Origin of the sequence: Sphingobacterium siyangense, assembly GCF_007830445.1 — a bacterium.
Classification (GTDB): Bacteria; Bacteroidota; Bacteroidia; order Sphingobacteriales; family Sphingobacteriaceae; genus Sphingobacterium; species Sphingobacterium siyangense.
Map to the genome: position 1 here is coordinate 101,157 of NZ_VLKR01000009.1, position 22,915 is coordinate 124,071.

Consider the following 22,915-nt stretch of genomic DNA (forward strand, 5'->3'; position numbering starts at 1 on the left):
TTATAATGGAGGATTAGCGTTAAAAATAAACATGTTGCTCGTAAAAAACACTAATCTAATCGTGTCAATACACCTTCTTTATGGGCGTAAAATTCATAGCTGGCTCCTTTTCTAAACTGCATAACCTTTTCGATATGGATACTCCTATGGTTTTTGCTGAGGGTAAAGTATTTTTGCCGGAGCTGAAGCGGCAGACCAGTCCAGTGAATAGATCGTTCGAATTCCAGACCATGAGCTTTACTATATTCCAAGACAAGATTTGTTTCTCTCCAGCTCAAAGTAAGCTCGGTTTTATTTGGCGAATGAGCCAAGCTAATCAGCAAACTATCCTGATCGACAATCTTACGCGAACTACCGACCAACAATACTGCTCCCGAAACCACCATAGCGCCATAACCTATTTTTTTAAAGAGCTTATCACTGACATAGGGCAATATAAATTTGACTGTCACTGAAGAGACTATTGTTGCTATGGCAATAGCCAAACCCAGTCCCAAGGCTGCCTTAGAATACAGACCTAAAATAATATAAATAATAAGCTTTACGAGATGTAAAAACACTTCATTTGCGGCACGGGTGGCTATAATCTCTTCTTTGGAAAGGCCCATTCTCAGATAGAACCGATTAAACAGCAACCCAATCGCACCTGTTATTCCCGAAATAAAGCCGGAAAGAAAACCAATAATTGCCAAAAAAGATTTCGAATACTTATTTTCCGATGGCAAATCCGCATTTTTTGATCCAAATAATTGGGGGATATTTCCAATAAGGAAAAACGCGACAATCAACTGCAAATAAGAGGGTTCGATATATTTAATCAGATATCCCCCCAATAGTACAGCTGGAATGGAAAACGGCACAAACCATAAAAAGATTTTCCAGTTGATATGCCGTTTAAAAACGACTATTCTTGAGACTGAACTTGTAAATGTACCGATAGTCAACGAGAAAGGAATGACCGATGAAGGTAACATAAAATTCAAGAGAGGTATAAGGATAAGACTTGCCCCTCCTCCACAGATAGCGCTGATCCAAAAAGCGACTATCGTGCTTAAAAATAGGATAACTAAATTTGTAATCATATTTCAAAAACTAAAAAGCTACTTAACTGTAACACCTGACAAAGATGCCTCCCCTTTCTGTAGAAATTTAGAATTGATAGCCGCTGGTATTTATTTTTGATGTACATCATGCGTACACTGCCTGCTCAATCTTGTTTTGTATAAAAATTAAATGCTTTCGTATAATATCGATTTCCCGGTGTCACCAGGAACATAAATTTGTAAGGATACCTCAGGTGATTGGGGAATCAAATGATTTTGAACGCAAATAAATTAGTAGCGATGAAAGTTAGGCAAGTGTTGATTTTTAAAAGTTCTGTGAAGACCAAAGACAAGAAAAATTTTTTGATGCAATTGGTCAAAACTCATCTTCCACAAGTACAAGATGCCACGGTTGATCTTGATGATGAGGATGCTATTTTCCGGTTCGAAACAGAAGAGTGTTGTGTCGACTATCTGACAAATTTCCTACGTAGTTATGGTATCCAAGTTGATTTTCTGGATCGCTTTGTGGTTGCCTAGGATAACTATTCGATCAAAGTAGCCCTCCGGTATATTGTTTAAAGAAAGATTCTCGATAAATCTCACCAATCGGGATTTCAAACTTATCGATGTAAACAGTATGGTTATCAAAAGAATCAATAAACGATAAATTAATCAGATAGGATTTGCTGGTACGCGCAAACAGGCTCACCGGAAGTTTCTGGTGAATTGTCTTCAAATTCATTGCAGTAATCAGTTTATTATTCCGGGTATAGATAACCACATAATCTTTGAGTGCTTCTATAAAGCGAATATCAGTAAATGCAATTTTATAGTATTTCCTATCCGATTTAATAAAAAGTGCATCCTCACTGGCCTTCTCAACCGTACTTTGGTTTTCTTTTAACGCTAGTAATTTTTTATAGGCCATTGCTTTATCGATCGCTTTGGCTAAGCGGTCTTTATTAATCGGTTTCAGCAGATAATCTATTGCATCCAATTCGTAACTTTTCAGTGCATATTGCGCATAGGCAGTCGTCAGGATAACCAGCTTGTCATTTGGAAGAGACTGTGCAAAATCGAGTCCATTGACCGTCGGCATCTCGATATCCAAAAAAAGCAAGTCCACCGGGTTTGTCTTAATACATTCCAATGCCGATATCGCATTGGAAAATGTACCGACTATCTGAATAGACGAAATTTCTTCGATTAAATTTTTCATTTCCTCCCTAGCCAGGGGTTCATCGTCTACAATAATGCAATTCATAAGGGAATAGTAAGTTTAACGCTATATAATGTCTCAGTTGTTGACACCGAAAGTTCATAATCATTTCTATACAGCAGATCCAGTCGTCTTTTGGCATTAGCCAATCCCAGTCCGCTATATTTGCTTCGGACAAATGAGTTGTCGGGATCTTTCGAATTTTCACATTCAAAACAAAGCTGCTAATCCGTCTCAGAAAAATGGATTGTGATGAAAGTATCAGCATCACCGGCGCTGAGACTATGTTTAATCGCGTTTTCAACAAAGGCCGTAAATAGATGCGGCGGTAGAAATACACCCTTTTTTTCCAATTCTATTGGGCAAGATATACATGTTTTTAGGTTATCGCGGCGTATTTCCTCCAATTTCAGGAAATTGCTTATAAAATTGATTTCGGACTTCAGAAGTGTCTTATCATCGTTATTTTCATACAGCTGATATCTTAGAAAATCTGATAACTTCATGATGACCTCGGTAGCCATATTCGGATCTTTTCGAATTAAAGCTTTAACGTTGTTCAGCATGTTGAATAAAAAATGTGGCTGAATCTGATTTTTTAAGGAAACAAGCTCTGTGGTCAAAGCCAGGTTTTTCAGTTCAGAAATACGCTTATTGTCTTCCAACCAACGTTTAAAAAGCTTAAATGTCGTGGTGGTTAGAATAATCGGAATACAGATAAATAATGCGGCGATTAGCCCCATAGAGTCCGACTCCGGTTTTTTTATAGCGGGAATATGAATGGAATAGATGTAATTTGCAATGTACATGACTACCAGCAAACTGGCTGTTACCAGCAATATCAGTGCTAAGACATATAACTCATATTTGGCCTTAAAGAAAAACTTTGGGATCAGTACATACATATTGGCGTAAAACATGCAGACGAATACAAACCATAGGATAATAGAAAAATAAAACCGGTAACTCCCTTGAAAATGAGAACTCGAATTTGCATTTGCAAAGAGCAACAGTAAGCCGATCAGAAAAACCACGTGTCGCAGTGGCCTGAATTTATTTTCTGTAAAATACCTTAAAACAATGCTATTATTGAAGTCTTGCATGCATTAGAATGATTTTAACCTAAATAACAAAAATAAAGCTTTTCTTGGCAAGAATCCGATCTCTTATACGAAGACCTGTTTTTTTTATACCAAAACTGGGAGATGATTTTTAACGTTCCTTTTCACTGTTCCCCTAAATTGGACTTTTGTATAAAAACAACACCTGTTGGTCTAAAAAAAAATTCCACCTACAAATTTCGGCTATCCTTACAATGATTTTAATCATACATTTATGCAAAAAATACTTTTAGTGTTTGTACTATTGTTTCGTATATCCACTTCAATCGCACAGACTAAAGATAGCGTACAGCAAAAAGTGAGGGCTGTTGTTACCGACAAATTCCCCATAACACGGGTTCTCAATTTGACCTATGAATCCAATACAGGATACCGTTATTCATCAAAACTCCAAGGTCAGGATTTACCTAAAACAAAAGTAGAATCGATGTACCAAGCCGGAGGTAGTATCAACATTAATTTTTTAAAGAGCAGAACCTGGAACTTGGGTACCAATATTGGCTATCAATTCACTTCTATCAACTCCAATCGTCTAGACCCCATCGCACAATCCACCATACAGTCAACCCATCAATATCATTATCATTACGAATCACTTAATCTTACCCGTTATTCACGTTTATGGGGCAAAGTAGCATTTTATACCGCAACGGTTGCTGCCAATGGGAGTGAAAAAGCAATAGAACGCATTAATGGGATATTATCTGCTACTGTGGTACTAAAAGCTACGCGGGAGATTCAAATGGCGGTGGGCCTCATCGGCTTTATAGATCCGGCAGCAATTATTCCGGTTTTCCCAACCTTTGCCTACAAGCAACAATTTGCCAATGGGATGATACTTGATGTCATCTTACCTAAAGGAGCCTACCTTCGAAAAGAGGTCTTGCGGAATGGCCGCGTTTCAATAGGTTCCGATTTAAATAGTACGATCTTCTACCTCTATAACTTTCAGGGCGCTGAAAAAGTATATACCTTCAGTCAGATGGAGATCAATTCGGGTCTGACTTATGAACATAACCTGGGCCGATCTTTTATTGCTACCCTTAAATCAGGACTAAAAACCATACCTCGTGCACGCGTATTTGAAAAAAACAAAACCCAGCGCGATTATGTATGGGAAGCAAGTCCTGATCCTTCGTTTTATATTAATGCAGGGCTTTCCTTCAATCCCTTTGCTAAGAAAAGGAAATAATATCTTTTTTTCGGGTTATCCACCCCATATAAATCGATGATTGAAAGAATCGAACAGGAGGTTCAAATCCGGCTTCCTCACAGAGCTCGGCTAATCGTTCTTCCGAGACATGCAACAATTCATGCTCGATTCTTCGCAATCTTTGAGCGACCTGTATTTCATCTATCCCCTTGGGCAGAAGAAGCCTCAACAACTGCAAGTTTTGTTGAATCTGCTCCTTATTGCCCGTAATATCTAATAATAACAAGGGTGCTTGCGACATCATTCTCTTGGAAATATCTTGGAGCAGAACCAATTTTTCGCCATTGTCTTCTAAAAAGTGTAATACAAGCAAAAGCGTCGCAGCACCATATTGTTTCTCTTCGTCCAAATCACTTACCACACCTTCGACAAGATGAACATTCTCATCCGCTTCAAATTTTTCCAGGGCCTGACTAATCAACTCAGGCGACGGATCTACCCCGGTTATTGTCCAAGATTCTGCTGTGTCAACAAAACGTTCTATTTCATTTCCTGTGCCACATCCTACCACCAATAAATCCTTATTTTCAGTTTCTCGGAGGAGCTTTGGCAACTGATCTAAAAAATAATGGTAATTGGGAATCCAGCTCTCAACAAATTGGTCATAGCCACTTGCGCGCTCATTTTCAAACAGTTCTACTTTATTCATATAGCTAACAATAATCGTTCAATATAAAATCAGTATGCAGTTAAAAGGTATACCTTTTCTGCATTCCAAATATACATTCAAAGTCATCTATTTAAAACTATTCTAAATAACTAATGATTATTCTGACAATCTCGTTACTTATATTTCACCGAATAGATCGGTCAATGAGTTTCTATATTCAGGTTATATCAATACTATTTTTTTGAAAGTGTATCAATTACTTTTTTCAGATCGATCCCTTTCCCCAATACAGGTTTAAAGATATCACCCAGCTCATGCATTCTTTCAATCGCATTAAACAAGGTGAAATCACTAATTTTCAACCCTTTTTTAACTTCATCCCAATATAATGGCATGGACACTGTCGCTCCAGGCTTGGGACGTACTGAATATGCTGCAGCAATGGTAGCATGTGGTCTATTTTGAAGAAAATCAAGATACATTTTACCTTTCCGAGCACGAACAGTTCGCTCTAAGCTGGTATAGTCGGGTAGCTCCGCATGAATCAGGGTGACAATAATATGCGCAAACTCCTTGGACTGATCGTAATTATATTTATTTCCTAATGGTATATATATGTGAAGTCCAGTGGAACCACTTGTTTTACAATACGAAGGTACCGCCATATCATCTAAAAGTTGTTTGGTGAGCTGGGCGGTTTCAATAACCTGATCAAATGTATTTTTATCCGGATCCAGATCAATGATACAAAAGGTCGGATTATCCGGTTTTCCGACGGTACTACTCCAGGGATTCATTTCAATACAGCCAAGATTAGCCATATATAACAATGTAGCCTCGTCTTTTCCGACCAGATAATGCCGATCACGGCCATCGGCCTCACTTTGGTAAAGATAGGTTTCTGCCCATTCCGGTGCTGTATCGGTAACATCCTTGAAATAGAACCCTTCTTCTTTGATACCATTTGGGTATCGATTCATACTTTGTGGTCGATCTTTAAGGTATGGTAAAATAAACGGTGCAGCCTGCTCATAGTAATTAATTAAATCGCGCTTGGTGATCTTTTCGTCAGGCCAAAATAGTTTATCGAGGTTGGTAAATTTTAACTCATGTCCATTTACCTTCTGAACCTGGGTTTTGTCTTTGGGGTTTAGCATTGTTTTATAGTTTTTCTTATCCGAACTGCCTTCCTTACTATTTTTTCGCATCCCATCTCCCTCTTTTGATTGTTCGCCGATAATCTCATTAACGGCTTGCTCTTCTTCCAGAATCACTTTTTTGGCATTTTTATCGTTACGCATGCCGAAAAATGAGGGATGTCGCATGACACCGTCACCGGTCATTTCTGTAAAGCTCACTTCGCAAACCAGGTTGGGATGTAGCCAGGTGACAGCGGCATGAGGAGAGCGGGGTCTAAATCGTGAGGATTTGTTGATATCGGGTTCGTCATCAAACGGGCTATTTTTTGTGACCAAGGGTTTGAACTGCGCCATCAGCTCTTGTTGTAATTTTGCACTGAATCCTGTTCCGACCTTTCCGGTATAAATAAGCTTTTTATCTTCATATAAGCCTACTAATAGGCTACTAAACAGTTTGCTGGAGCCTTCGTTCTTTGTAAAACCTCCAATAACAACCTCCTGACGCCTATTAGCCTTGATTTTCAACCAGTCAGATGAACGCTCATGTATATGGTAAACGCTTTCCTTGCGTTTGGCCATAATCCCCTCTATACCGAGTTTTTTGGCTTCATTCAAAAATCCAACGCCCGATGTATCGAAATGTTCACTCAATAAAATCAAATCGTTTTGCGGCATTACCTCCTTTAAAATCGCTTTTCTGTCCAATAGCGAAAGACCTTTTAGATCTTTTCCATCGTACCAAAGGATATCAAATACATAATATACCAAATCGCCATCCGCCTCACTTCTCCAGTTTTGTAGGGCCGCAAAATTGGCCGTTCCATTTTTTTCCAATACAATGATCTCACCATCGAGTATGGCATTGATCGCGATGCTTTTCAGGGTATCATATACTGGATAAAACTTTTCATTGAAGCTTTTGTCATTTCTGGATTTTAGTTCTATTTTGCCATTTTTCATAAAGGCCAAAGCACGATAACCGTCCCATTTCACCTCGTATACCCAGTTTTGATCATCAAAAGGCTTGTCGATCAGCGTCGCCAGCATGGGCTGCACCGTAGTATAAAAGACCTGCTTCGGTGATTTCTTTAGCAAGTCGGTGATATTATACGCTTGTTTCTGCGTCTCAGCCTTTTTCTTTTTAGGCACTTCTTCCAACTGGTTGCTGATTATTTCAGCAGCATTCCTACTTTTTTTGCTTTTATTTTTTGATATGCTATTCTTTTTAACAACTGGCTGTCCATAGACTTTATCGGGCGATTTTTCCATTTCCGCTATCGTCTTTCCCGACAATACGGATTTATCATTTGCTATGACATCCTTGCTTGTTGCATATTGATCTTCCAACTTCATCAATAGCCATTCATTTCCTCCTCTTCCGTATGCTTTTACCAAAGCAAATTCTCCCTTCAATTTTTCTCCATACAATCTGAATTTGAGCTTTCCGCTATAAAGCTGATGTCGAAGATTCTTATCCATTTTTACAACATCATTGCTCTCAGGAGCTAAAGCTTCATATCGCCCTTCATCCCACACGATAACTGAGCCACCCCCATACTGTCCTTTTGGTATGATACCTTCAAAATTCCGGTAATCATAAGGATGATCTTCAACCATCATGGCCAAGCGTTTAATAGATGGATCCATAGATGGCCCCTTGGGAACCGCCCAACTTTTGAGCACCCCGTTCATTTCAAGCCGGAAATCATAATGCAGATGCGAAGCATCATGCATCTGCACGACGAACCGCAATTCCTTTCCGCTTGATCTACCTCCAAAAGGTTCCGGTGTTTTTCCTGCGGAACGCTTTTCGCGATATTTTGACAAACCCATACGCCTGCTTTTTAATCGTAGCTAACTCTCTATCTTAACACAACCATAACACAAAAAAAGTTTGTTTTTTTAGATATTGGGGTTGATAAAGGTTCAGTATAGTTTCCTGGCAAGATCTGACAATTCAGCATAAAAAAGGCCAGGAAATCAACCCCTGGCCTTTGAAAAATACAATATCTAACCTACATTACTTACTTTTTTAACCGATGCAGATCGCAAATAGTTTTAAATATTTTTAGGAAATTCGTCTTTCCACCAAGTAAAACGCCAGTCATCACCTTCTTCTTCGGTCAACAGGCATTCTTCCAGCTCCGCCAGATATTTTTCTTTATCCAGATCCTGACCTATAAATACCAATTCATTTTTTCGATCTTCCCACTCGGGATGCCAACGTTTAAGAAGTTCAGGTCTGATTTCGGCATAACTGGGATACTGATAACGCTGCTCTTCGGGCATACTACTCCACCATGAGCCTGCACTTTCCAACCTTACGCTACCGCCTGCCTGACTAAAGCTAATGGCCAAATGCGGGCGGGAGGCCAACCACAGGAGACCTTTAGCTCGTATGATATTGTGCGGGTAGCGCTCGTTGAGGTAACGGTGCAGTCGTTGTGGATGGAAGGGCCGTTGTGATCGAAAGACAAAAGATGAAATACCGTACTCTGCTGTTTCGGGTGTATGTTCATTTTCAAGTTCCCTGATCCACCCGGCCGACGATGAAGCTTCATCAAAATTAAAAGAGCACGTACCCATAATTTCCCGGGGATCAACGCGTCCAAATTGTGTACGGATACGCTTTGCACCTGGATTGAGCCGCCCAATTGCAGCCTCCAGGGTACCCAAAGTTTCCTCAGATACCAGATCGGCCTTATTCAGAATGATAACATTCGCAAACTCGATCTGATCAGTCAACAGATTTACGATCGCCCTATTATCATAGTCGTCATCCGTCAATTTCCGATCTAATAAGGTGTCGGCGCTTCCAAAATCTTTGGCAAAGTTGAAACAGTCCACAACTGTTACCATGGTGTCAATATAACTGAATGTAGACAGGTCAATCGCATTATCATTACCAACATAACTGAATGTCTGGGCAACAGGGATAGGCTCCGAAATACCCGTACTTTCGATAAGAAGATAATCAAAGCGGTTTTCTTTCGCTAGTCGCTCCACCTCCACCATCAAATCCTCCCGTAATGTACAACAAATACATCCATTGCTCATCTCTACTAATTTTTCTTCCGTTCGCGAAAGTACATTTTCGCGCTCAACAGCCTGTGCATCGATGTTCACTTCACTCATATCATTCACAATGACGGTCACTTTCTTACCCTCCTTATTGTGTAAAATATGATTCAATAGTGTTGTTTTTCCTGCGCCTAAAATTCCACTTAAAACGGTGACAGGCAATTTAGTTTTTTGGGAAATGCTGCTCATAGTAATTTCGTTTTCACAAATGTAAAAACAATAACAATTAAATGCAACACTGTTGCTTTATTATTATACGCACTAAACCAAAAGTCTTCCAAATGCCCTTAACACTTATCAATGATTAAGATAAGTTTCATTTCACCTGATCAGCAAGACGTTGCCTTAAGATACGTTCACGATCAGCATCCCAATACTTGCAGTCCAGTTCTATAAACAAGGAACTGTAAGGCAGAGTTGACTCGGTCTTCAGTACGACAACACCAAAAAGCTGTGCTGCTTTATCCATTTTCGCAAATACTTCTTCGTGCATCAGCGGGGTTAATTTTATGTTCGGAAGTAATTTCTTTAGACTCTCCTGATATGCTTTTAAGCCTGGCGCGATGGTTTCATCTAAGTATCCAAGCTCCTTATCTTGGTAAAAAACAGGTCTTATATGTGTTTGCTTATCGAGTAGTCGCAATGCGGTATCCAATACCTCAGGCATCTTTCTTCCCGTATTAATAATCAGCATATTTTGGGTTGCAGGAGCGGGATAGGCCTTATCAACAATCAATATCCAATTGCGGTGACCTAACAAAGGTAATTGCTGCGAAAATAAATCCTTCCAGTCTGGTTTTAACGGCGGATCACCCAAATGACGTGGCGATGATTCACAAGCGACCATCACAGCAAACATCATGAAAAGAAGCAAATTATTTATCCATTTTTTCATAGCCATTGTATTGTTAGTGTATCTCCATTTTTTAGCATGACTTGCTTCTTAAAACTAAGGATCAGACGCCCATCGGTGCGTTTCAACTCAACCAGTTCAATCGACCTTTCATTTTGCTTTACAATGAGTTGTTTTTTATTGAGCGATAGGTCATCCGCATCACCTAGATGAAATTCATTGAGCATCAATTGACCATATTTCAAGGTCAGTGTACACTGACATACCCCTTTAGTTTTTCGCTTCTGGGCATATGTCCCCCATCCTTTTGCTGTTGTGAAAGGCGCCTTGAAATCTGCTTTTCCTAACTTAGGGGCAAATCCAATCTGCCCTTTCGGCCCATGATAACTAAAACCGCAGGCGCTGATAAAGGTTCCATAACTTGCCATGGCACGTGCATAATGATCGCTGCATTCAATCTCATTAAAAGGATTTCTCTTGGCAGCATGATGGCGATCGTGGATCACCCTTGTCAATGTTAAACTTTCGTCAACCATGCCTTCAGCCATCATATGTGCTGCGACCTGATGTTCAAAGCCACTCATGCATTCATGGAAATAACCTAATTGCCAGGTCGTATTGTCCCCATAAGCCTTGTCTTCATTCTTTGGATTAGTGTTCATAACCATGCCCCCCTCCCCAGCCAAGGCATAAGGCCTTCCGCCAAGATGTGTTTTTATATAGGGGCCAACATCCATAGTAAAGTTATATTTCCAGAGTGCTTTCAATGCAGACACAACATTCTCCTGACGATTGACCCCCGGCATGTCCACTTGTCTGCACCAGGCCTGACCATACACCTGGTCAATATGACAGGTATTATAAGAGCCTAGCATCTTTCGCCCCTGCAGCATATCGGGACGATGAATATAATACTCTCCATTAAAGAGTTTGCTATCCATATTTTCAGATCCCTTCCTAACGTATTCCAAACACGATTTTTGAAAGGTTTTATCACCTACTTCCTTCGCCATCAATGCAGCAGCCTGTATTGCTGCGAGACATAACCCGACAATCCAGGCAATTTCACCTTCCCAGACCGCATCGAGTGTATTTTCCATTGGCGTATCGGTCATACCATCCTTGTTTTTATCCTGATCAAGAACAAATTGAACTGCCTTCTTAAGTTTAGGCCAGTTTCGCTTAAGGAATTCGCTATCGCTGCTCATCTGATGATCGCGATAGAAGCGTAGAATAACACCAGCCTGCCCATCAATAGCTGGTCTTTTTTCATATTCAGCACGAAAGATGATGGCACCGGTATCAGACTGAAAGCCAACACCTAAATCCGTCACTTCACGTAAATTACGTTCAAGATCCGGAAATATCCTGCCCATGGACTGCCCATATTGCCAAACGTGCGTACAGGTACCGGCACATGCCCCTACTCCTTCCCAGCCCCAAAATCTTCCCGAAGCAAAACGCATGGTGTTTGCTGTGGCCAGTGTGCCTATATTGACAAAAGTGCGATCCATAAACCAGTAAGGCAGTGTTGTATCATTCCAGGTTTGCTGCCATGCCATGGTTTCGCTCTCGAGTTTTTCACGATTGTTCAAATAATAATTGATTACTTCGGCCGCATTATTAAACCTGGCACCATACCAATAACCCGATTGCGCATCCTTGAGGTGAAGTTTCAGTTTAGGGTGTGGATTGTTAAAATACCAAGATATTGCATAAGAAATTTGGCTTGTCGCCTTCGCTTTTATTGTCCGTTTTACCGTAAAGGCACCTACTTGCAAATCCGAAAAATCGACGGTCGAATCCACCCTATCCGCCTTTACCTCCTGCGGTTTTACAGGCCATTCCTGTAACCTCGTCGTGGGTTGCGCTTCGATATCAATACAGGTAAAAGCCATTGATCCATGGTCGCCAGCTTCCATGGCTTGAGTAGGAACCTGATCGCAACTAAAAAGCAACACTTGAGTATCGGCATGTTCCGCTAGGAAAGAGCGTTTGTTTACAGTATCAAAATCTTTCCGTCCTTTATGTACGCCATTTTCCATCCAGCCCGTAACCGTTACATCGACTGGCGCGCCGCCCTTGTTCTGCAATTCGATATGTATTGTGGTAAGTGGCAACGAAGAATTGTCCTGATCTAAAGGAATAAATGGCGAATAGGCGACCAACACCACATCCAATGGAAAATCAATACTGCTATAGGTTATTCGACATGTTGGATATGTTGCTTCAAATGTAACTTCATCCCAGTGGTTTTCCCTAAGCTCCTTGATAACCTGCTTTCCATCGACTAAGGTCGAAATCGCAAAGCCCTGTTCCATAGTCCGCAGGTTGTCTGCTATAGCAGGCTCAATATAAGCAGATCCATCCCTCGGCCGCACAGTGACCAATTCTTTTCCATTGTTCCATTGTACATTTTTGGGCTCTATCCCCTCACGCTCACCATCATAAGCCGTATTAAATATCTGCCACAACCATAGCCGACCATCACCTCCTATATAGACCGTACCCGAATGTAAACCACCCACAGGCATTCCAATGTACCGAAGCTCATTTTTACTTTTTCGATAAGTAATTTTTTTACCCTTTTCATACAGCGAATCAAACCATTGCCCGCTGAGACCTTTTTCCTCCGGAATGTTGTGAACAGGTTTATCCCAGGCAAATACGGTATTTGACCATACAGGAAATTTGCTGACCAATACGCCCAGGCCAACTAAACTGGCTTTCTTAAAAAAACTTCTTCTATCCATTCGTTTATAATTTATTGCCGTCCCGAATTTAGCGGAAGGAACTATTGGTTTGTCTACACAAGATATTGAAATATCCTTGATATCCAGCAATAAACATCTTAACAACAAATGGTTAATCAATAAAAAAATTAAAGCCGCCTGATGTAGCAAAATCAGAGCGGCTCAGCTTACAGCACAGGAAAGTCTGTAAAGGTTACCTACCAGTGGATCTATTCGCTTAAAACAAACGCACTTTAAATCCCAGTTGATACTGGTCAATATGTGCATCCCAGTTGTCTACGATTTTATTATTCTTTTTGAACTGTCGGTATCTAAAATACAGCGCGCCAAGGTCTATCCCTAATGCGTAACCAATCCGTGTACGACTGTTGAACGCTGGTTTTCCATCATTAAGTTTATAAGCATCGTCATTGAGCAGCATATTAAGGTCTAGACCGCCCAGGATGGAAAATTTTCTTGTAAAATTAACTTTAAGGTACACCGGAGTGTTGAGATATTTCAGCGAACGGGTCCCTTTGGACAAACCTCCAGGAAGGGAGGCTGTGTTGTCATTGACACGAATTCGGGTTAAATTATAGCTAGGTTCAACTTGAATATCCATCTTGCTATTAAGCCCAAATATCAAATCTCCACCCAATTGATATCCCATTCTATTGGCGCCAAACGCATTCCCACTTGCACGCGAAATATTACCACCACCCCGAAGTCCAAATCCCATTTGTCCGTAACATGCGGTCTTGAAACCGAACAATCCCATGATCAAAAAACAAACTAGTGTACAATGCTTCAACTTTAATCGATCTATCTTTATCATTTTTACCATAAAACACACCATTACATTAGACCAATAACTGTTTTCCCGTAATTTGCAACTTCACAAAATAGGCTATATTATTTTTCTTTATACTTTCCTTCAATATGCGCGCTTCCTTCGTAAAGTACGTGTGGGTTCGCAAGAAGGCAAGGGTCAGTGCACACCAGATACGTTCATCAATCACCTGATTCTTTCTATAATTTACCTCCAGATACATCCTTTGGTTAAGGTCAACAAAACTTTTACTTCCTAAATGAAAAGAAACTGCATCCACAACTATTTCCTCCAGCAGGTTTTCCGGTTTTTTCGAGGGCCTTGTTGCGAGAATACACATTTCAACTTTTTTTATTACCGACTCTACAACAAAATGCTCCTGTAGAAAACAACGCGCTAACGATATACTCTTTTGCCGGGTTCCTTTTACCCCTTCAAATAGATAACCAATATCCTGGAAATAAGCGGCACAATTTACGACGAATTTATCTTCGGCCGTCAGGATATATTTTTCACTTATGGTCGTTACTGCATCTACAATATCACGAACCCTATCAATGGTGTGAAAACACAGCTGTGGATTGTGGTTATCGCGATAACTCTGCACTAAAAAAAGGTCTGCCTGCTGAAGTAAATTTGTGTAATCCATTTAAGCAAAACTAAAATTCCGTAAAAAATAGATTTAACATATTATACCAAAGGGTCTATTTTTTATACCAAAAGGCCCTTTAAACAAAAAGGCCAGGTAATCACACCTAGCCTTTATTCTTAATTTTTCCTTTTTCTATCAATTATCCTAAGCGCAAAATCGCTTTAGATGGTTAATTGCTGTTATTTATGACATTATTTGATCGTTACAGCAAAAGCATATTCATCTGGAGGAAGACATTGTGATGCGTCACAAGCTTGCCATTCCACTGTCCCTTTTACTGTTGCAGTTCCTTTGTTGAGCGAAACCTTTTGCTGAAAGATCACTTCATTTGTGAAGTATCCCACATCCATTTTGAAAACCTCTTCGTGTTTAATCTTTGGTTTTGGTTCAGCAGTCTTACCTACTAACGCATAATCTGCGGCTTTACCAAAATTGAAGGATGTTGGAATTGGTCCTCCGTCTTTTACATTTTGAGAGTAAATGTGCCAACCATCTTGAATGGTAGCCTTCACGTAAACCATAGCTTCCTTGTTGTTCAATTTTTTGCTGGCTACAGTCCATTTTACAGGTTTATGAATCTGAGCGAATGCGTCCGTAACGGCGAACATAACCACAGTCACTAACAATAAAATCTTTTTCATGTTTGTATCAATTTTTCAGTTTATTATTTCATCGGCAGCACATTTCATACAGTATTTTTTCCTTGAAAAACACCACTTAAATGCTTACAACAATATTCGCTATAAACAGAATAAAACACAACATGATCACAATAAAACAATAAATTTTATCAAAAAAAACTACTTAAACCATATTTTTTACACTTTTAAAGGCTTAGTTTTTTCAATTCCAGTAATATATTCAAAAAAGCTATCAGACTAAAACAAAGGGCATTGTCAAACATTGTCTATTGCGAGCTTCTGAACGCGTTCTGCTCTACAACTCCATCCCGAGCGATTCAATTTTACATAATAATCTGTATCTTATGCATGATTCACATTATGCCATGGCTATACCAACCACAAAAGACGAACTCCTTCAAGCTATACGTACAAATTACAGCAAGCTTGTCTGTGAACTTTCCGATATTCCAATCGGTCAAACTAATCTTCTTATACTCCAGGGTCATGCTAAAGGAACAGTAATGAGTATAAATAACCTAATTTCCTATTTAATTGGCTGGGGTGAGCTGGTTCTCAAATGGAATAAAAAAAGTGAAGATGACAAAGAGGTTGATTTTCCGGAGACTGGTTTTAAATGGAATGAGCTAGGCAAACTTGCTCAAAAATTTTACCAGGATTATGCCGACCTCGATTTTACGACTTTGTGCGCAAAACTAGATCAAACTGTTTTAACAATTATGGAACTCCTTGAGCAAAAGACAAACATGCAGCTTTATGGTGTAAATTGGTATGAAAAATGGACCTTAGGCAGAATGATTCAATTTAACACCGCTTCGCCTTATCAAAATGCCGTCGGGAGAATCCGTAAGTGGAAAAAAGAAAAAAAATAGTAAACCATCGCTGGATAAATATTGTTATTCAATAAACACATATAATCATTACTATGGGAAATCTATTATATACTATCGCTGTTATTTTGGTCCTGATATGGGCAATCAGTTTTTTTGGCGGATTTGTTGGCGGAGGGCTAATTCATATTCTTTTGGTTATCGCTATCATTGCAGTGCTTCTGCGTGTAATTAAAGGAAACGCGTAAAGACTGTAAGCGGTTTATTGATTACGATAAAAAGCTCCTCATTTTAACGCTGAGGAGCTTGTATTTGCTGTAAATTCTTCAGTTAATAAACTTAAATATTCAGATCTCCTTCTTTACCTATATCTTCCGTTTCACCTGTTAGTCTAACTTTTAGCATCTTAAACAGGTTGACAATCATATTGGAGTCTGAATCCCAATAATGAGCATCTTTAGGCGTAATACGCAACAATCGGATATTGGGATCCTCCTTACCTTTCTCAAACCATCCTTCCATCATTTTGTTCCAGTAACGATCTATCCTTTCCTGATCTCGCGAAAGACTCGCTTTACCATTTATACTTAGAAAGGTGTAGTGTTTTGGGTCCGCATAAAATAAGGAAGCTTTTGGGTTCTGTGCAATATTCTTAAAGGTATCACTCTCAGCAGAACAAATAAACCAAATATCTCCATCTTCGTCTACTTCTTGTCTACTCATTGGAACCCCATGCGGGTACTCCGATTCAGCTGGGAATGAACAGACTGTTCCCACATCGATTTGATCTACAATTGCTTTAAGCTTATCTAAAGCTTCTTTGTTATTTAAATTATTCTCTGCCATAATATGTCGTTTATTAAGGAACAGTATCCTGTAGAAAATCGTTTATTTTTTCAGCAAATTCAGGCTATCTTGGGTAGTGAAAGGGGAAAAGTACGAATAAAAAAAGGCAAATCAAGTAATTTTACGCATCCTTAACACTAATAATATTAGTAATTTTACATCAAAATAGTAGAAAATAAATCATGTTTGGTTTTGATGATAAATTGCAAATATTAGCTGATGCCGCTAAGTATGACGTAAGTTGCAGCTCAAGCGGAAGTAAACGAAAAAATAGTGGTGGTATAGGTGATTCATCGACTAGTGGCATTTGTCATACCTACACCGAAGATGGTCGCTGCGTCTCCCTGCTAAAAATTTTAATGACCAATTATTGCATCTACGACTGTTCATTTTGTGTGAGCCGACGAAGCAATGACGTACAACGGGCAGCATTTTCGGTAAAGGAAATTGTCGAATTGACCATGAACTTCTACCGTCGTAATTATATTGAGGGTCTTTTTTTAAGTTCGGGTATTTTCAAATCTGCCGACTATACCATGGAACGCTTAATGTTGGTCGTCAAGAAACTTCGGACGGAAGAACGGTTTAATGGTTATATCCATCTCAAGGCCATTCCGGGTGCGAGTGAATCGTTATTAAAAGAAGCAGGTCTATATGTTGACCGGATGAGTGTGAACCTCGAAATTCCCACTGAGGAGGGACTCAAGCTAGTTGCTCCCGAAAAGGATCATCAATCCGTTCGCGAGCCTCTAGCGATTATTAAAAATGAAATCCTCAACCTTCGGCAGGATCGAAAAAAAGAGAAGAAAACACCCTTGTTTGTACCAGCAGGCCAAAGTACACAGCTGGTTATTGGAGCAACTCCAGAGAGCGACCTACAGATTATGCAGGCCGCCAATACATTCTATAAAGATTACGATCTCAAACGGGTTTATTATTCGGGTTATATTCCCATCAACGCGACCGATTCCAACCTTCCCCAAATTGGGACATCACCACCTCTTGTACGTGAAAACAGACTTTATCAGACGGATTGGCTACTTCGGTTTTATGGTTTTTCGCTTCATGAAATACTCAACAGCACGCATCAACATCTCGATCTAGAAATAGACCCTAAGCTTGCTTGGGCGCTACGCAACCCACAATTCTTTCCCATCGACATCAACAGCGCTACGTATGAGTGGATTATCCGAATCCCCGGTATTGGCAGGCAATCCGCAAACAAAATTGTACAGTCGCGCAAATATGGAAAATTAAAGGAATATCAACTTCGAAAAATAGGAATTGCCTATAATCGCGCCAAATATTTTATGGTTTGCCAAGATACATGCATAGCAGGAGGCTTCCATTATCCCGAAAAAATCAGAAAGTCTATTCTTGAAAGTAACCCGCGTACACTGGTCACGGCTTCCAATACACAGCTAACACTTTTCTAATGGACTATATTTTTGACGGAAGTTATTCCGGATACCTCTGTTGTGTATTTGAAGCCTTTGAACGGAAAGAATTTGATAGCATTCCCACAACAGAAAAGTCTATGGAAATTAATATTTTTTCGGAGAAGCGACAGGTTCATACTGATGTAAAAAAAGCCATGCGCATTTTAGTGGGAATGGAAAAGATACTCGGAGCACAAGAAACAAAAATTTTTTATCATAACTTTTTGTCCGATAATCAATCTGAATGGCTCAATGGATTTCGGTTGATCATCGAACTTTTTCGAAGGGGAAAATTGGATATACGCAATTATGGATACCCACCTGTACTCCGTATCCATCAGACGATCAAAAAGATCAGCCGCGAACGACACCGCATGAAGGCTTTTATCCGATTTGTCAAGTCTAACGATAATCTCTACACAGCCATCGTTGAACCCGATTTCAATGTGATTCCCCTGGTTGTAGACTTCTTTAAAAACCGATTTGCCGACCAGTGCTGGTTAATTTATGATATACGGCGAAACTATGGCTTCCATTATGATCGCAAAAATATCTTGGAGGTATCCAACAACAATACACATGAGGTTCAAGATCCATATCAGCTAGAAGTGGATCTCGATCCTCAAGAAAAAGATTATCAGCATCTCTGGAAGACTTATTTTAAGAATACCTCTATTGAATCACGCAAAAACCTGAAGCTTCACTTAAGACATGTTCCCAAACGTTACTGGAAATATCTCGTCGAAAAACAATAAGTCCCTAATTAGTGAAAATCCTATTTCATATCATTATTTTGATCCGCCAAACAGCTTGCTCACCAACCAAATGACAATAGCGACTACGACAACAACCAATAAGATGCCCGACCATACACCAGCTTTAAATATACCTTCAATTGCTGCACAGCTCGACACGAGCACCAATAAACTCGACATGAGCGCAAATGGAATTATCTTTTTCATAAATACCTGTTTTAATTATTAATTGGAAGTATGACAATACTGGCCTTGAAAATGTTTTACAGCAATGACGTTCATGTACTTTTTACATCTCACTGCGGATACGTCCGATACGTTCACTGCATTAAATACTTGAGCAGTCCGTATTTTTTTTTCACAAAGTGAATGCGCTACGTTATTTACACCCTAAAAATACGGTTAACTGGCCAAGGGAAGCTTTTGGGTACAGCATTTGATTCTGTTTACCCAAATAGCAAAATAGAATTTAAACAATAATTGACTAAAGATATGGACACTATACACCAAAAAGCACAAAAAATAGGATTGGAAAAAGGTTATTATCTATTATTAATGGCTATATTGGATTTACCTGTTGATGGTAAGAAAAAATCAGAAAAGAAAAAATAAACATAAAGCCTTTTTCAACTACATGAAAAAGGCTTTTAGTGATATTTACATTAACAATTTTTCCTAAACTCCTCAGGACTCATTCCTTTATTTGCTTTAAAAAATGTACTGAAATATGGTACATTTTCAAAACCAAGTTCAAAGGCAATTTCTTTTACCGTTTTAAAAGTATGATAAAGCAATCGCTCGGCCTCCAATAGTATGCGTCCACGGATAATAGTACCGCAGCTCGTCGATCTTTTTTTTCGACAAATCCGATTAAGATAGTTGATCGATATATTCAATTGCTCTGCATAAAATGACGGATAACGCTGCTGCGCATAATGACTATCAACCAAAGATTCGAAACTTCGGATTTTATCGTCATCATCCTGCTTTACAACTACATGATCGACCACGATTTGCCGTCCCAAAATCTGGAGCAACATAATTAAATAGCGGCTCAATACACCGTGAGCACTCAATTTAACTGAATTATAAGCAGTTTCCATCAAACTTACTATATGTAGACAACTGATCATATCTTCTTTCGAGAGCACAAAAGCGTGCTTACATCTACTCCTTAAAAAATGAAAGAAGTTTCTTACGGCAGTGTTCTGCCTTTCCATGAAAAAAGATTCTGTAAATAAGACACTGTATCCTTCTACAGACGAACCTGCCTGAAAACTACACACACAATTTGAATTTATGCTGATTATATCATGGGCAGCTATAATCTGTACGCTCTGATCCGCTACCATAGACAGTTCACCACTCTTGATAAACAAAAGGGTATAAAAAGATCTTAGATGGAGCGTATTTTGATTTGCTTTAGCTTGTAAAAAAGCTGCTATAGGCATAATAACGATTCCCTTCGAAGTGGAATCAATATCTTCTAATTTTAGAAAATCTAGTTTCTCTTTTCGTATTACCATTTCTTTATGATTATTCTGTAAAAAAATATTTGTAGAATAATCAAATGATAGGCGGTCTAAAAATTTTAGGTAGTATACCTCCGAAGGTATCAGAGACAAAGTCTTTCGGATAGACAGTCTTCACAGCAGGTACTATTGGATAGCACAGCAAGATTTCCTTCACATACTGCACAAAGACCAATATTTCCACCCCCTTCATTTTGGCAAGCACATTGTTCACATCCTTTTGTTCAACCGTCTTTTCGCTGAGGAAACAGAAACCTTTGCAGCTCACTGCCGGTTCAAAACGATTGACGCAGAGATTTTGCTCGATATACGTGCGATTGCACTCAAATTCAATAAATGCCCACAATAGATTGGTTGCCTGCACACATATTGCCCAAGCCATTGTCATACAAAACCACCATCTACAGCGCTGAAACTTCATTGATCCGATCTATTTTGTTGTGCTATTACGTTCACGCAAATATTCTAAAATGGCACGTGCCTCTTCTTGCTTCAAGCCCAAACTAATCATTGGTGAACCATATTCCTTGCTAAGTACTTTTGCGTCGGCATCTTTCTCCAGCATGGTTGCCGGATCTAACATCATGTTCATAATCCACTCCGGGGTACGACGTTTGATGACAGCATCCAATGATGGCCCTACTAATGTGCGGTCAAAACTATGGCACATTGCACATTTCGACACAAATAGTTCTACACCCCTATTTGCAAGCTGCGCATCAAAGGGTTTGTGTTCAAAGGACGTAATGGTTCCTACACCTTTGGATCCCGCTGTTTTATAATCGAGCATGGCCGCAGGCTCAGCTACGGAAGGTTGCTCGGCACGATCTTCTTTCTTGACTTTTGTACCCTCATTTCCGCTACACGCCAGTATAGCTACAAAACCGAAACAGCCTAGAATTACGTTGATTTTCTTTTTCACTTTTATTGTTTAAGTATATTGGTAAAATAAATTCTGTTTGTATTAAATGACCTGCACTAGATATTTTATATCATCCTGATTTGATTTTTTGCCCGCTTTCCATAGTTCGACAATGACTTCCCAACGACCAGGCATAGAAAAATTAACAGTGCCTTCATAGTAACCATTACCTGTACTTTCAGCAGCAAAATTTTCCGAAGCCCCCGTTTCCGTAGTAGACCTATTGGTCTTTAGTTTAATGACATAATGATCTAATACCGGAAAATGATGACCATCGATTTTATTCATTAAAAATCGGATCGGGTGCTTTCCCTGCTTTACGCTATCAGGCAATAGGCAGGAAATAAATACGCGACTATCGTCTCTGGTTCCTGAGCTCATTGTTCGCATGGTTGCTGCTGCAGTAACCGGAATCTTGATGGCAAGTGTATCTTTTATGCGATTGTGACTACGTATCGTATGTAATTGCCAACCCTTTCCCATCTGCGGGATATCTGCCATAATAAAAACCATTGGGCCTCTATACCAGCCGTCGCCGAGCGCGACGGGATGCTCAAAGGGGCCACCATGCTTCATACGTCCCATACTCATTTCTGGATAAAAATCAAGGGATTTGTCATTGATCGGAATTCCCGAGGTATCTCTTAAACGCAGATAAATGGTATGATATTTATTGTTGAGTTTGGCATCCGCATATACGGTATAATTGGTAACATCCCAAACAGTATCCGCTATACGGACCAGATCGGACTCCTTAGGCAGGATAAAATCCGTAGCATTCTTACCGTTCTTTTTTGAATGATCGCCAGTACAGGATGAAGCTGAAAAAGCAACTGAAAACGCGAGTAGCAGTAAGATTACGCCCCCGACAGTCCCGACACGGGAATATAAATTCATATGTATTGATTTAAATCTTTTGAAAATAGACAGTACCGGCCGTCAGTCAACATGCCGACAGCCCGTACAAAAAGCAAAATGACTTAAACCAAAGGTGGGTGAAAAATAGTGAAAATTGGTCTATAGCTATAGTTTGCCTGATATGCTGGAAGTAAGGTCTCCGCAGCCGCTTCTTCAAAAAAAGCGATATCAAGGTTAAAACATTGCTGATTATTGATAAATACAACGTCGATTATACGAGATTCCAGGTTCTTTTGTTCCTTATCCTCATGTTCACGCATTTTCTTCATCAAGATACATTGTCCTCTACAGGAAAGTGCCTTTTCGTTGAATCGATTTATACACTCATTCTTAGCGATATAATCTCTGTTAAATTCAAAAACAGTCCATAGCCATACCGACGAGAAGCTCTGCAGGAGCATCAGCGGCAGTAGAATCCATATCAATTGTTTCGCTTTCATGTATCGCTAGTGCAGCAAATATACTAATTATTGACATACCAGCAACGAACTGCCTCTTTTCAAAACGCTCAAACGTTTTCTAAAACATCAAGAAGTT

24 protein-coding genes are annotated in these 22,915 nt (G+C 39.6%); 6 read left to right on the forward strand and 18 right to left on the reverse strand.

Annotated features, from left to right (window positions below; translation table 11 throughout):
* Positions 1–50: 50 nt before the first annotated feature.
* Positions 51–1,082 carry a sulfite exporter TauE/SafE family protein gene (locus IQ31_RS10080; RefSeq protein WP_088162315.1) on the reverse strand — a complete coding sequence of 344 codons (1,032 nt, stop codon included), beginning with the start codon at positions 1,080–1,082 and terminating at the stop codon, positions 51–53.
* A gap of 261 nt (positions 1,083–1,343) precedes the next feature.
* On the opposite strand from IQ31_RS10080, the gene IQ31_RS10085 reads away from it, so the two are divergent.
* Positions 1,344–1,583 carry a hypothetical protein gene (locus tag IQ31_RS10085; protein WP_139145043.1) on the forward strand — a complete coding sequence of 80 codons (240 nt, stop codon included), beginning with the start codon at positions 1,344–1,346 and terminating at the stop codon, positions 1,581–1,583.
* Positions 1,584–1,596: 13 nt separating this feature from the next.
* Here IQ31_RS10085 and IQ31_RS10090 read toward each other — a convergent pair whose 3' ends face one another.
* Together IQ31_RS10090 and IQ31_RS10095 are read right to left on the reverse strand one after the other, a co-directional pair.
* Positions 1,597–2,310 (reverse strand): LytR/AlgR family response regulator transcription factor, encoded by a 714-nt coding sequence (locus IQ31_RS10090; RefSeq protein WP_088162316.1) that lies wholly within the window; start codon positions 2,308–2,310, stop codon positions 1,597–1,599.
* 179 nt (positions 2,311–2,489) lie between these two features.
* The gene (locus IQ31_RS10095; RefSeq protein WP_208734203.1) at positions 2,490–3,368 is read right to left on the reverse strand and encodes a sensor histidine kinase; all 879 of its coding nucleotides are present in this window, start codon (positions 3,366–3,368) and stop codon (positions 2,490–2,492) included.
* 232 nt (positions 3,369–3,600) lie between these two features.
* Here IQ31_RS10095 and IQ31_RS10100 point away from each other — a divergent pair, with 232 nt between their 5' ends.
* Positions 3,601–4,578 (forward strand): hypothetical protein, encoded by a 978-nt coding sequence (locus tag IQ31_RS10100; RefSeq protein ID WP_088162318.1) that lies wholly within the window; start codon positions 3,601–3,603, stop codon positions 4,576–4,578.
* Here the strand turns inward: IQ31_RS10100 and IQ31_RS10105 are convergent.
* From IQ31_RS10105 to IQ31_RS10140, 8 genes are all read right to left on the reverse strand, one after another.
* Positions 4,562–5,248 carry a class I SAM-dependent methyltransferase gene (locus IQ31_RS10105; protein WP_088162319.1) on the reverse strand — a complete coding sequence of 229 codons (687 nt, stop codon included), beginning with the start codon at positions 5,246–5,248 and terminating at the stop codon, positions 4,562–4,564. The genes IQ31_RS10100 and IQ31_RS10105 overlap by 17 nt on opposite strands.
* Positions 5,249–5,442: 194 nt before the next feature.
* The gene (gene ligD / locus IQ31_RS10110) at positions 5,443–8,181 is read right to left on the reverse strand and encodes a DNA ligase D (protein ID WP_145327893.1); all 2,739 of its coding nucleotides are present in this window, start codon (positions 8,179–8,181) and stop codon (positions 5,443–5,445) included.
* Between the two features lie 225 nt (positions 8,182–8,406).
* Positions 8,407–9,618 (reverse strand): GTP-binding protein, encoded by a 1,212-nt coding sequence (locus IQ31_RS10115; RefSeq protein WP_145327894.1) that lies wholly within the window; start codon positions 9,616–9,618, stop codon positions 8,407–8,409.
* Between the two features lie 127 nt (positions 9,619–9,745).
* Positions 9,746–10,324 (reverse strand): RbsD/FucU domain-containing protein, encoded by a 579-nt coding sequence (locus IQ31_RS10120; RefSeq protein WP_158638848.1) that lies wholly within the window; start codon positions 10,322–10,324, stop codon positions 9,746–9,748.
* Positions 10,321–13,035 (reverse strand): GH116 family glycosyl hydrolase, encoded by a 2,715-nt coding sequence (locus IQ31_RS10125; protein ID WP_145327896.1) that lies wholly within the window; start codon positions 13,033–13,035, stop codon positions 10,321–10,323. The genes IQ31_RS10120 and IQ31_RS10125 overlap by 4 nt, the downstream gene beginning before the upstream one ends.
* Before the next feature lie 217 nt (positions 13,036–13,252).
* Positions 13,253–13,849: an outer membrane beta-barrel protein gene (locus IQ31_RS10130; protein WP_208734205.1), complete on the reverse strand. Its 597-nt coding sequence runs from the start codon at positions 13,847–13,849 to the stop codon at positions 13,253–13,255.
* Between the two features lie 25 nt (positions 13,850–13,874).
* Positions 13,875–14,492, reverse strand: coding sequence for a hypothetical protein (locus IQ31_RS10135; protein WP_120332458.1), 618 nt, complete (start codon positions 14,490–14,492; stop codon positions 13,875–13,877).
* A 194-nt stretch (positions 14,493–14,686) separates the two neighbouring features.
* The gene (locus IQ31_RS10140) at positions 14,687–15,136 is read right to left on the reverse strand and encodes a protein-disulfide reductase DsbD N-terminal domain-containing protein (protein WP_145327898.1); all 450 of its coding nucleotides are present in this window, start codon (positions 15,134–15,136) and stop codon (positions 14,687–14,689) included.
* A gap of 344 nt (positions 15,137–15,480) precedes the next feature.
* Here IQ31_RS10140 and IQ31_RS10145 point away from each other — a divergent pair, with 344 nt between their 5' ends.
* Together IQ31_RS10145 and IQ31_RS10150 are read left to right on the forward strand one after the other, a co-directional pair.
* Entirely contained in the window at positions 15,481–16,008 is a 528-nt protein-coding gene (locus tag IQ31_RS10145) for a ClbS/DfsB family four-helix bundle protein (protein ID WP_280176853.1), read from the forward strand.
* Between the two features lie 53 nt (positions 16,009–16,061).
* The gene (locus IQ31_RS10150) at positions 16,062–16,214 is read left to right on the forward strand and encodes a lmo0937 family membrane protein (protein WP_112376008.1); all 153 of its coding nucleotides are present in this window, start codon (positions 16,062–16,064) and stop codon (positions 16,212–16,214) included.
* 91 nt (positions 16,215–16,305) lie between these two features.
* Here IQ31_RS10150 and IQ31_RS10155 read toward each other — a convergent pair whose 3' ends face one another.
* Complete coding sequence (locus IQ31_RS10155) at positions 16,306–16,812, reverse strand: pyridoxamine 5'-phosphate oxidase family protein (protein WP_145327899.1); 507 nt, start codon at positions 16,810–16,812, stop codon at positions 16,306–16,308.
* Positions 16,813–16,994: 182 nt separating this feature from the next.
* On the opposite strand from IQ31_RS10155, the gene IQ31_RS10160 reads away from it, so the two are divergent.
* Both IQ31_RS10160 and IQ31_RS10165 read left to right on the forward strand, forming a co-directional pair.
* Positions 16,995–18,248: a putative DNA modification/repair radical SAM protein gene (locus tag IQ31_RS10160; RefSeq protein WP_075993537.1), complete on the forward strand. Its 1,254-nt coding sequence runs from the start codon at positions 16,995–16,997 to the stop codon at positions 18,246–18,248.
* On the forward strand, positions 18,248–19,006 hold the full coding sequence (locus tag IQ31_RS10165) for a TIGR03915 family putative DNA repair protein (protein ID WP_145327900.1): 759 nt from the start codon (positions 18,248–18,250) through the stop codon (positions 19,004–19,006). The genes IQ31_RS10160 and IQ31_RS10165 overlap by 1 nt, the downstream gene beginning before the upstream one ends.
* Before the next feature lie 33 nt (positions 19,007–19,039).
* Here the strand turns inward: IQ31_RS10165 and IQ31_RS27500 are convergent, their stop codons facing one another.
* The 6 genes from IQ31_RS27500 to IQ31_RS10190 form a co-directional block, all read right to left on the reverse strand.
* Positions 19,040–19,213 carry a hypothetical protein gene (locus IQ31_RS27500; protein ID WP_167512259.1) on the reverse strand — a complete coding sequence of 58 codons (174 nt, stop codon included), beginning with the start codon at positions 19,211–19,213 and terminating at the stop codon, positions 19,040–19,042.
* Positions 19,214–19,668: 455 nt separating this feature from the next.
* Positions 19,669–20,532, reverse strand: coding sequence for a helix-turn-helix domain-containing protein (locus IQ31_RS10170; RefSeq protein WP_145327901.1), 864 nt, complete (start codon positions 20,530–20,532; stop codon positions 19,669–19,671).
* Between the two features lie 40 nt (positions 20,533–20,572).
* Positions 20,573–20,920, reverse strand: coding sequence for a hypothetical protein (locus IQ31_RS10175; protein ID WP_145327902.1), 348 nt, complete (start codon positions 20,918–20,920; stop codon positions 20,573–20,575).
* Positions 20,921–20,968: 48 nt separating this feature from the next.
* Positions 20,969–21,460 carry a c-type cytochrome gene (locus IQ31_RS10180; RefSeq protein WP_120332448.1) on the reverse strand — a complete coding sequence of 164 codons (492 nt, stop codon included), beginning with the start codon at positions 21,458–21,460 and terminating at the stop codon, positions 20,969–20,971.
* A gap of 42 nt (positions 21,461–21,502) precedes the next feature.
* On the reverse strand, positions 21,503–22,357 hold the full coding sequence (locus IQ31_RS10185) for a FixH family protein (RefSeq protein WP_145327903.1): 855 nt from the start codon (positions 22,355–22,357) through the stop codon (positions 21,503–21,505).
* Between the two features lie 83 nt (positions 22,358–22,440).
* The gene (locus IQ31_RS10190) at positions 22,441–22,818 is read right to left on the reverse strand and encodes a hypothetical protein (RefSeq protein WP_145327904.1); all 378 of its coding nucleotides are present in this window, start codon (positions 22,816–22,818) and stop codon (positions 22,441–22,443) included.
* Positions 22,819–22,915 lie beyond the last annotated feature (97 nt).

Coding starts and splice junctions, on each gene's coding strand:
- IQ31_RS10080 (WP_088162315.1), bottom strand. CDS start 1,082: ATGATTACAAATTTAGTTATCCTATTTTTAAGCACGATAGTCGCTTTT.
- IQ31_RS10085 (WP_139145043.1), top strand. CDS start 1,344: ATGAAAGTTAGGCAAGTGTTGATTTTTAAAAGTTCTGTGAAGACCAAA.
- IQ31_RS10090 (WP_088162316.1), bottom strand. CDS start 2,310: ATGAATTGCATTATTGTAGACGATGAACCCCTGGCTAGGGAGGAAATG.
- IQ31_RS10095 (WP_208734203.1), bottom strand. CDS start 3,368: ATGCAAGACTTCAATAATAGCATTGTTTTAAGGTATTTTACAGAAAAT.
- IQ31_RS10100 (WP_088162318.1), top strand. CDS start 3,601: ATGCAAAAAATACTTTTAGTGTTTGTACTATTGTTTCGTATATCCACT.
- IQ31_RS10105 (WP_088162319.1), bottom strand. CDS start 5,248: ATGAATAAAGTAGAACTGTTTGAAAATGAGCGCGCAAGTGGCTATGAC.
- ligD (WP_145327893.1), bottom strand. CDS start 8,181: ATGGGTTTGTCAAAATATCGCGAAAAGCGTTCCGCAGGAAAAACACCG.
- IQ31_RS10115 (WP_145327894.1), bottom strand. CDS start 9,618: ATGAGCAGCATTTCCCAAAAAACTAAATTGCCTGTCACCGTTTTAAGT.
- IQ31_RS10120 (WP_158638848.1), bottom strand. CDS start 10,324: ATGAAAAAATGGATAAATAATTTGCTTCTTTTCATGATGTTTGCTGTG.
- IQ31_RS10125 (WP_145327896.1), bottom strand. CDS start 13,035: ATGGATAGAAGAAGTTTTTTTAAGAAAGCCAGTTTAGTTGGCCTGGGC.
- IQ31_RS10130 (WP_208734205.1), bottom strand. CDS start 13,849: ATGATAAAGATAGATCGATTAAAGTTGAAGCATTGTACACTAGTTTGT.
- IQ31_RS10135 (WP_120332458.1), bottom strand. CDS start 14,492: ATGGATTACACAAATTTACTTCAGCAGGCAGACCTTTTTTTAGTGCAG.
- IQ31_RS10140 (WP_145327898.1), bottom strand. CDS start 15,136: ATGAAAAAGATTTTATTGTTAGTGACTGTGGTTATGTTCGCCGTTACG.
- IQ31_RS10145 (WP_280176853.1), top strand. CDS start 15,481: ATGCATGATTCACATTATGCCATGGCTATACCAACCACAAAAGACGAA.
- IQ31_RS10150 (WP_112376008.1), top strand. CDS start 16,062: ATGGGAAATCTATTATATACTATCGCTGTTATTTTGGTCCTGATATGG.
- IQ31_RS10155 (WP_145327899.1), bottom strand. CDS start 16,812: ATGGCAGAGAATAATTTAAATAACAAAGAAGCTTTAGATAAGCTTAAA.
- IQ31_RS10160 (WP_075993537.1), top strand. CDS start 16,995: ATGTTTGGTTTTGATGATAAATTGCAAATATTAGCTGATGCCGCTAAG.
- IQ31_RS10165 (WP_145327900.1), top strand. CDS start 18,248: ATGGACTATATTTTTGACGGAAGTTATTCCGGATACCTCTGTTGTGTA.
- IQ31_RS27500 (WP_167512259.1), bottom strand. CDS start 19,213: ATGAAAAAGATAATTCCATTTGCGCTCATGTCGAGTTTATTGGTGCTC.
- IQ31_RS10170 (WP_145327901.1), bottom strand. CDS start 20,532: ATGGTAATACGAAAAGAGAAACTAGATTTTCTAAAATTAGAAGATATT.
- IQ31_RS10175 (WP_145327902.1), bottom strand. CDS start 20,920: ATGGCTTGGGCAATATGTGTGCAGGCAACCAATCTATTGTGGGCATTT.
- IQ31_RS10185 (WP_145327903.1), bottom strand. CDS start 22,357: ATGAATTTATATTCCCGTGTCGGGACTGTCGGGGGCGTAATCTTACTG.
- IQ31_RS10190 (WP_145327904.1), bottom strand. CDS start 22,818: ATGAAAGCGAAACAATTGATATGGATTCTACTGCCGCTGATGCTCCTG.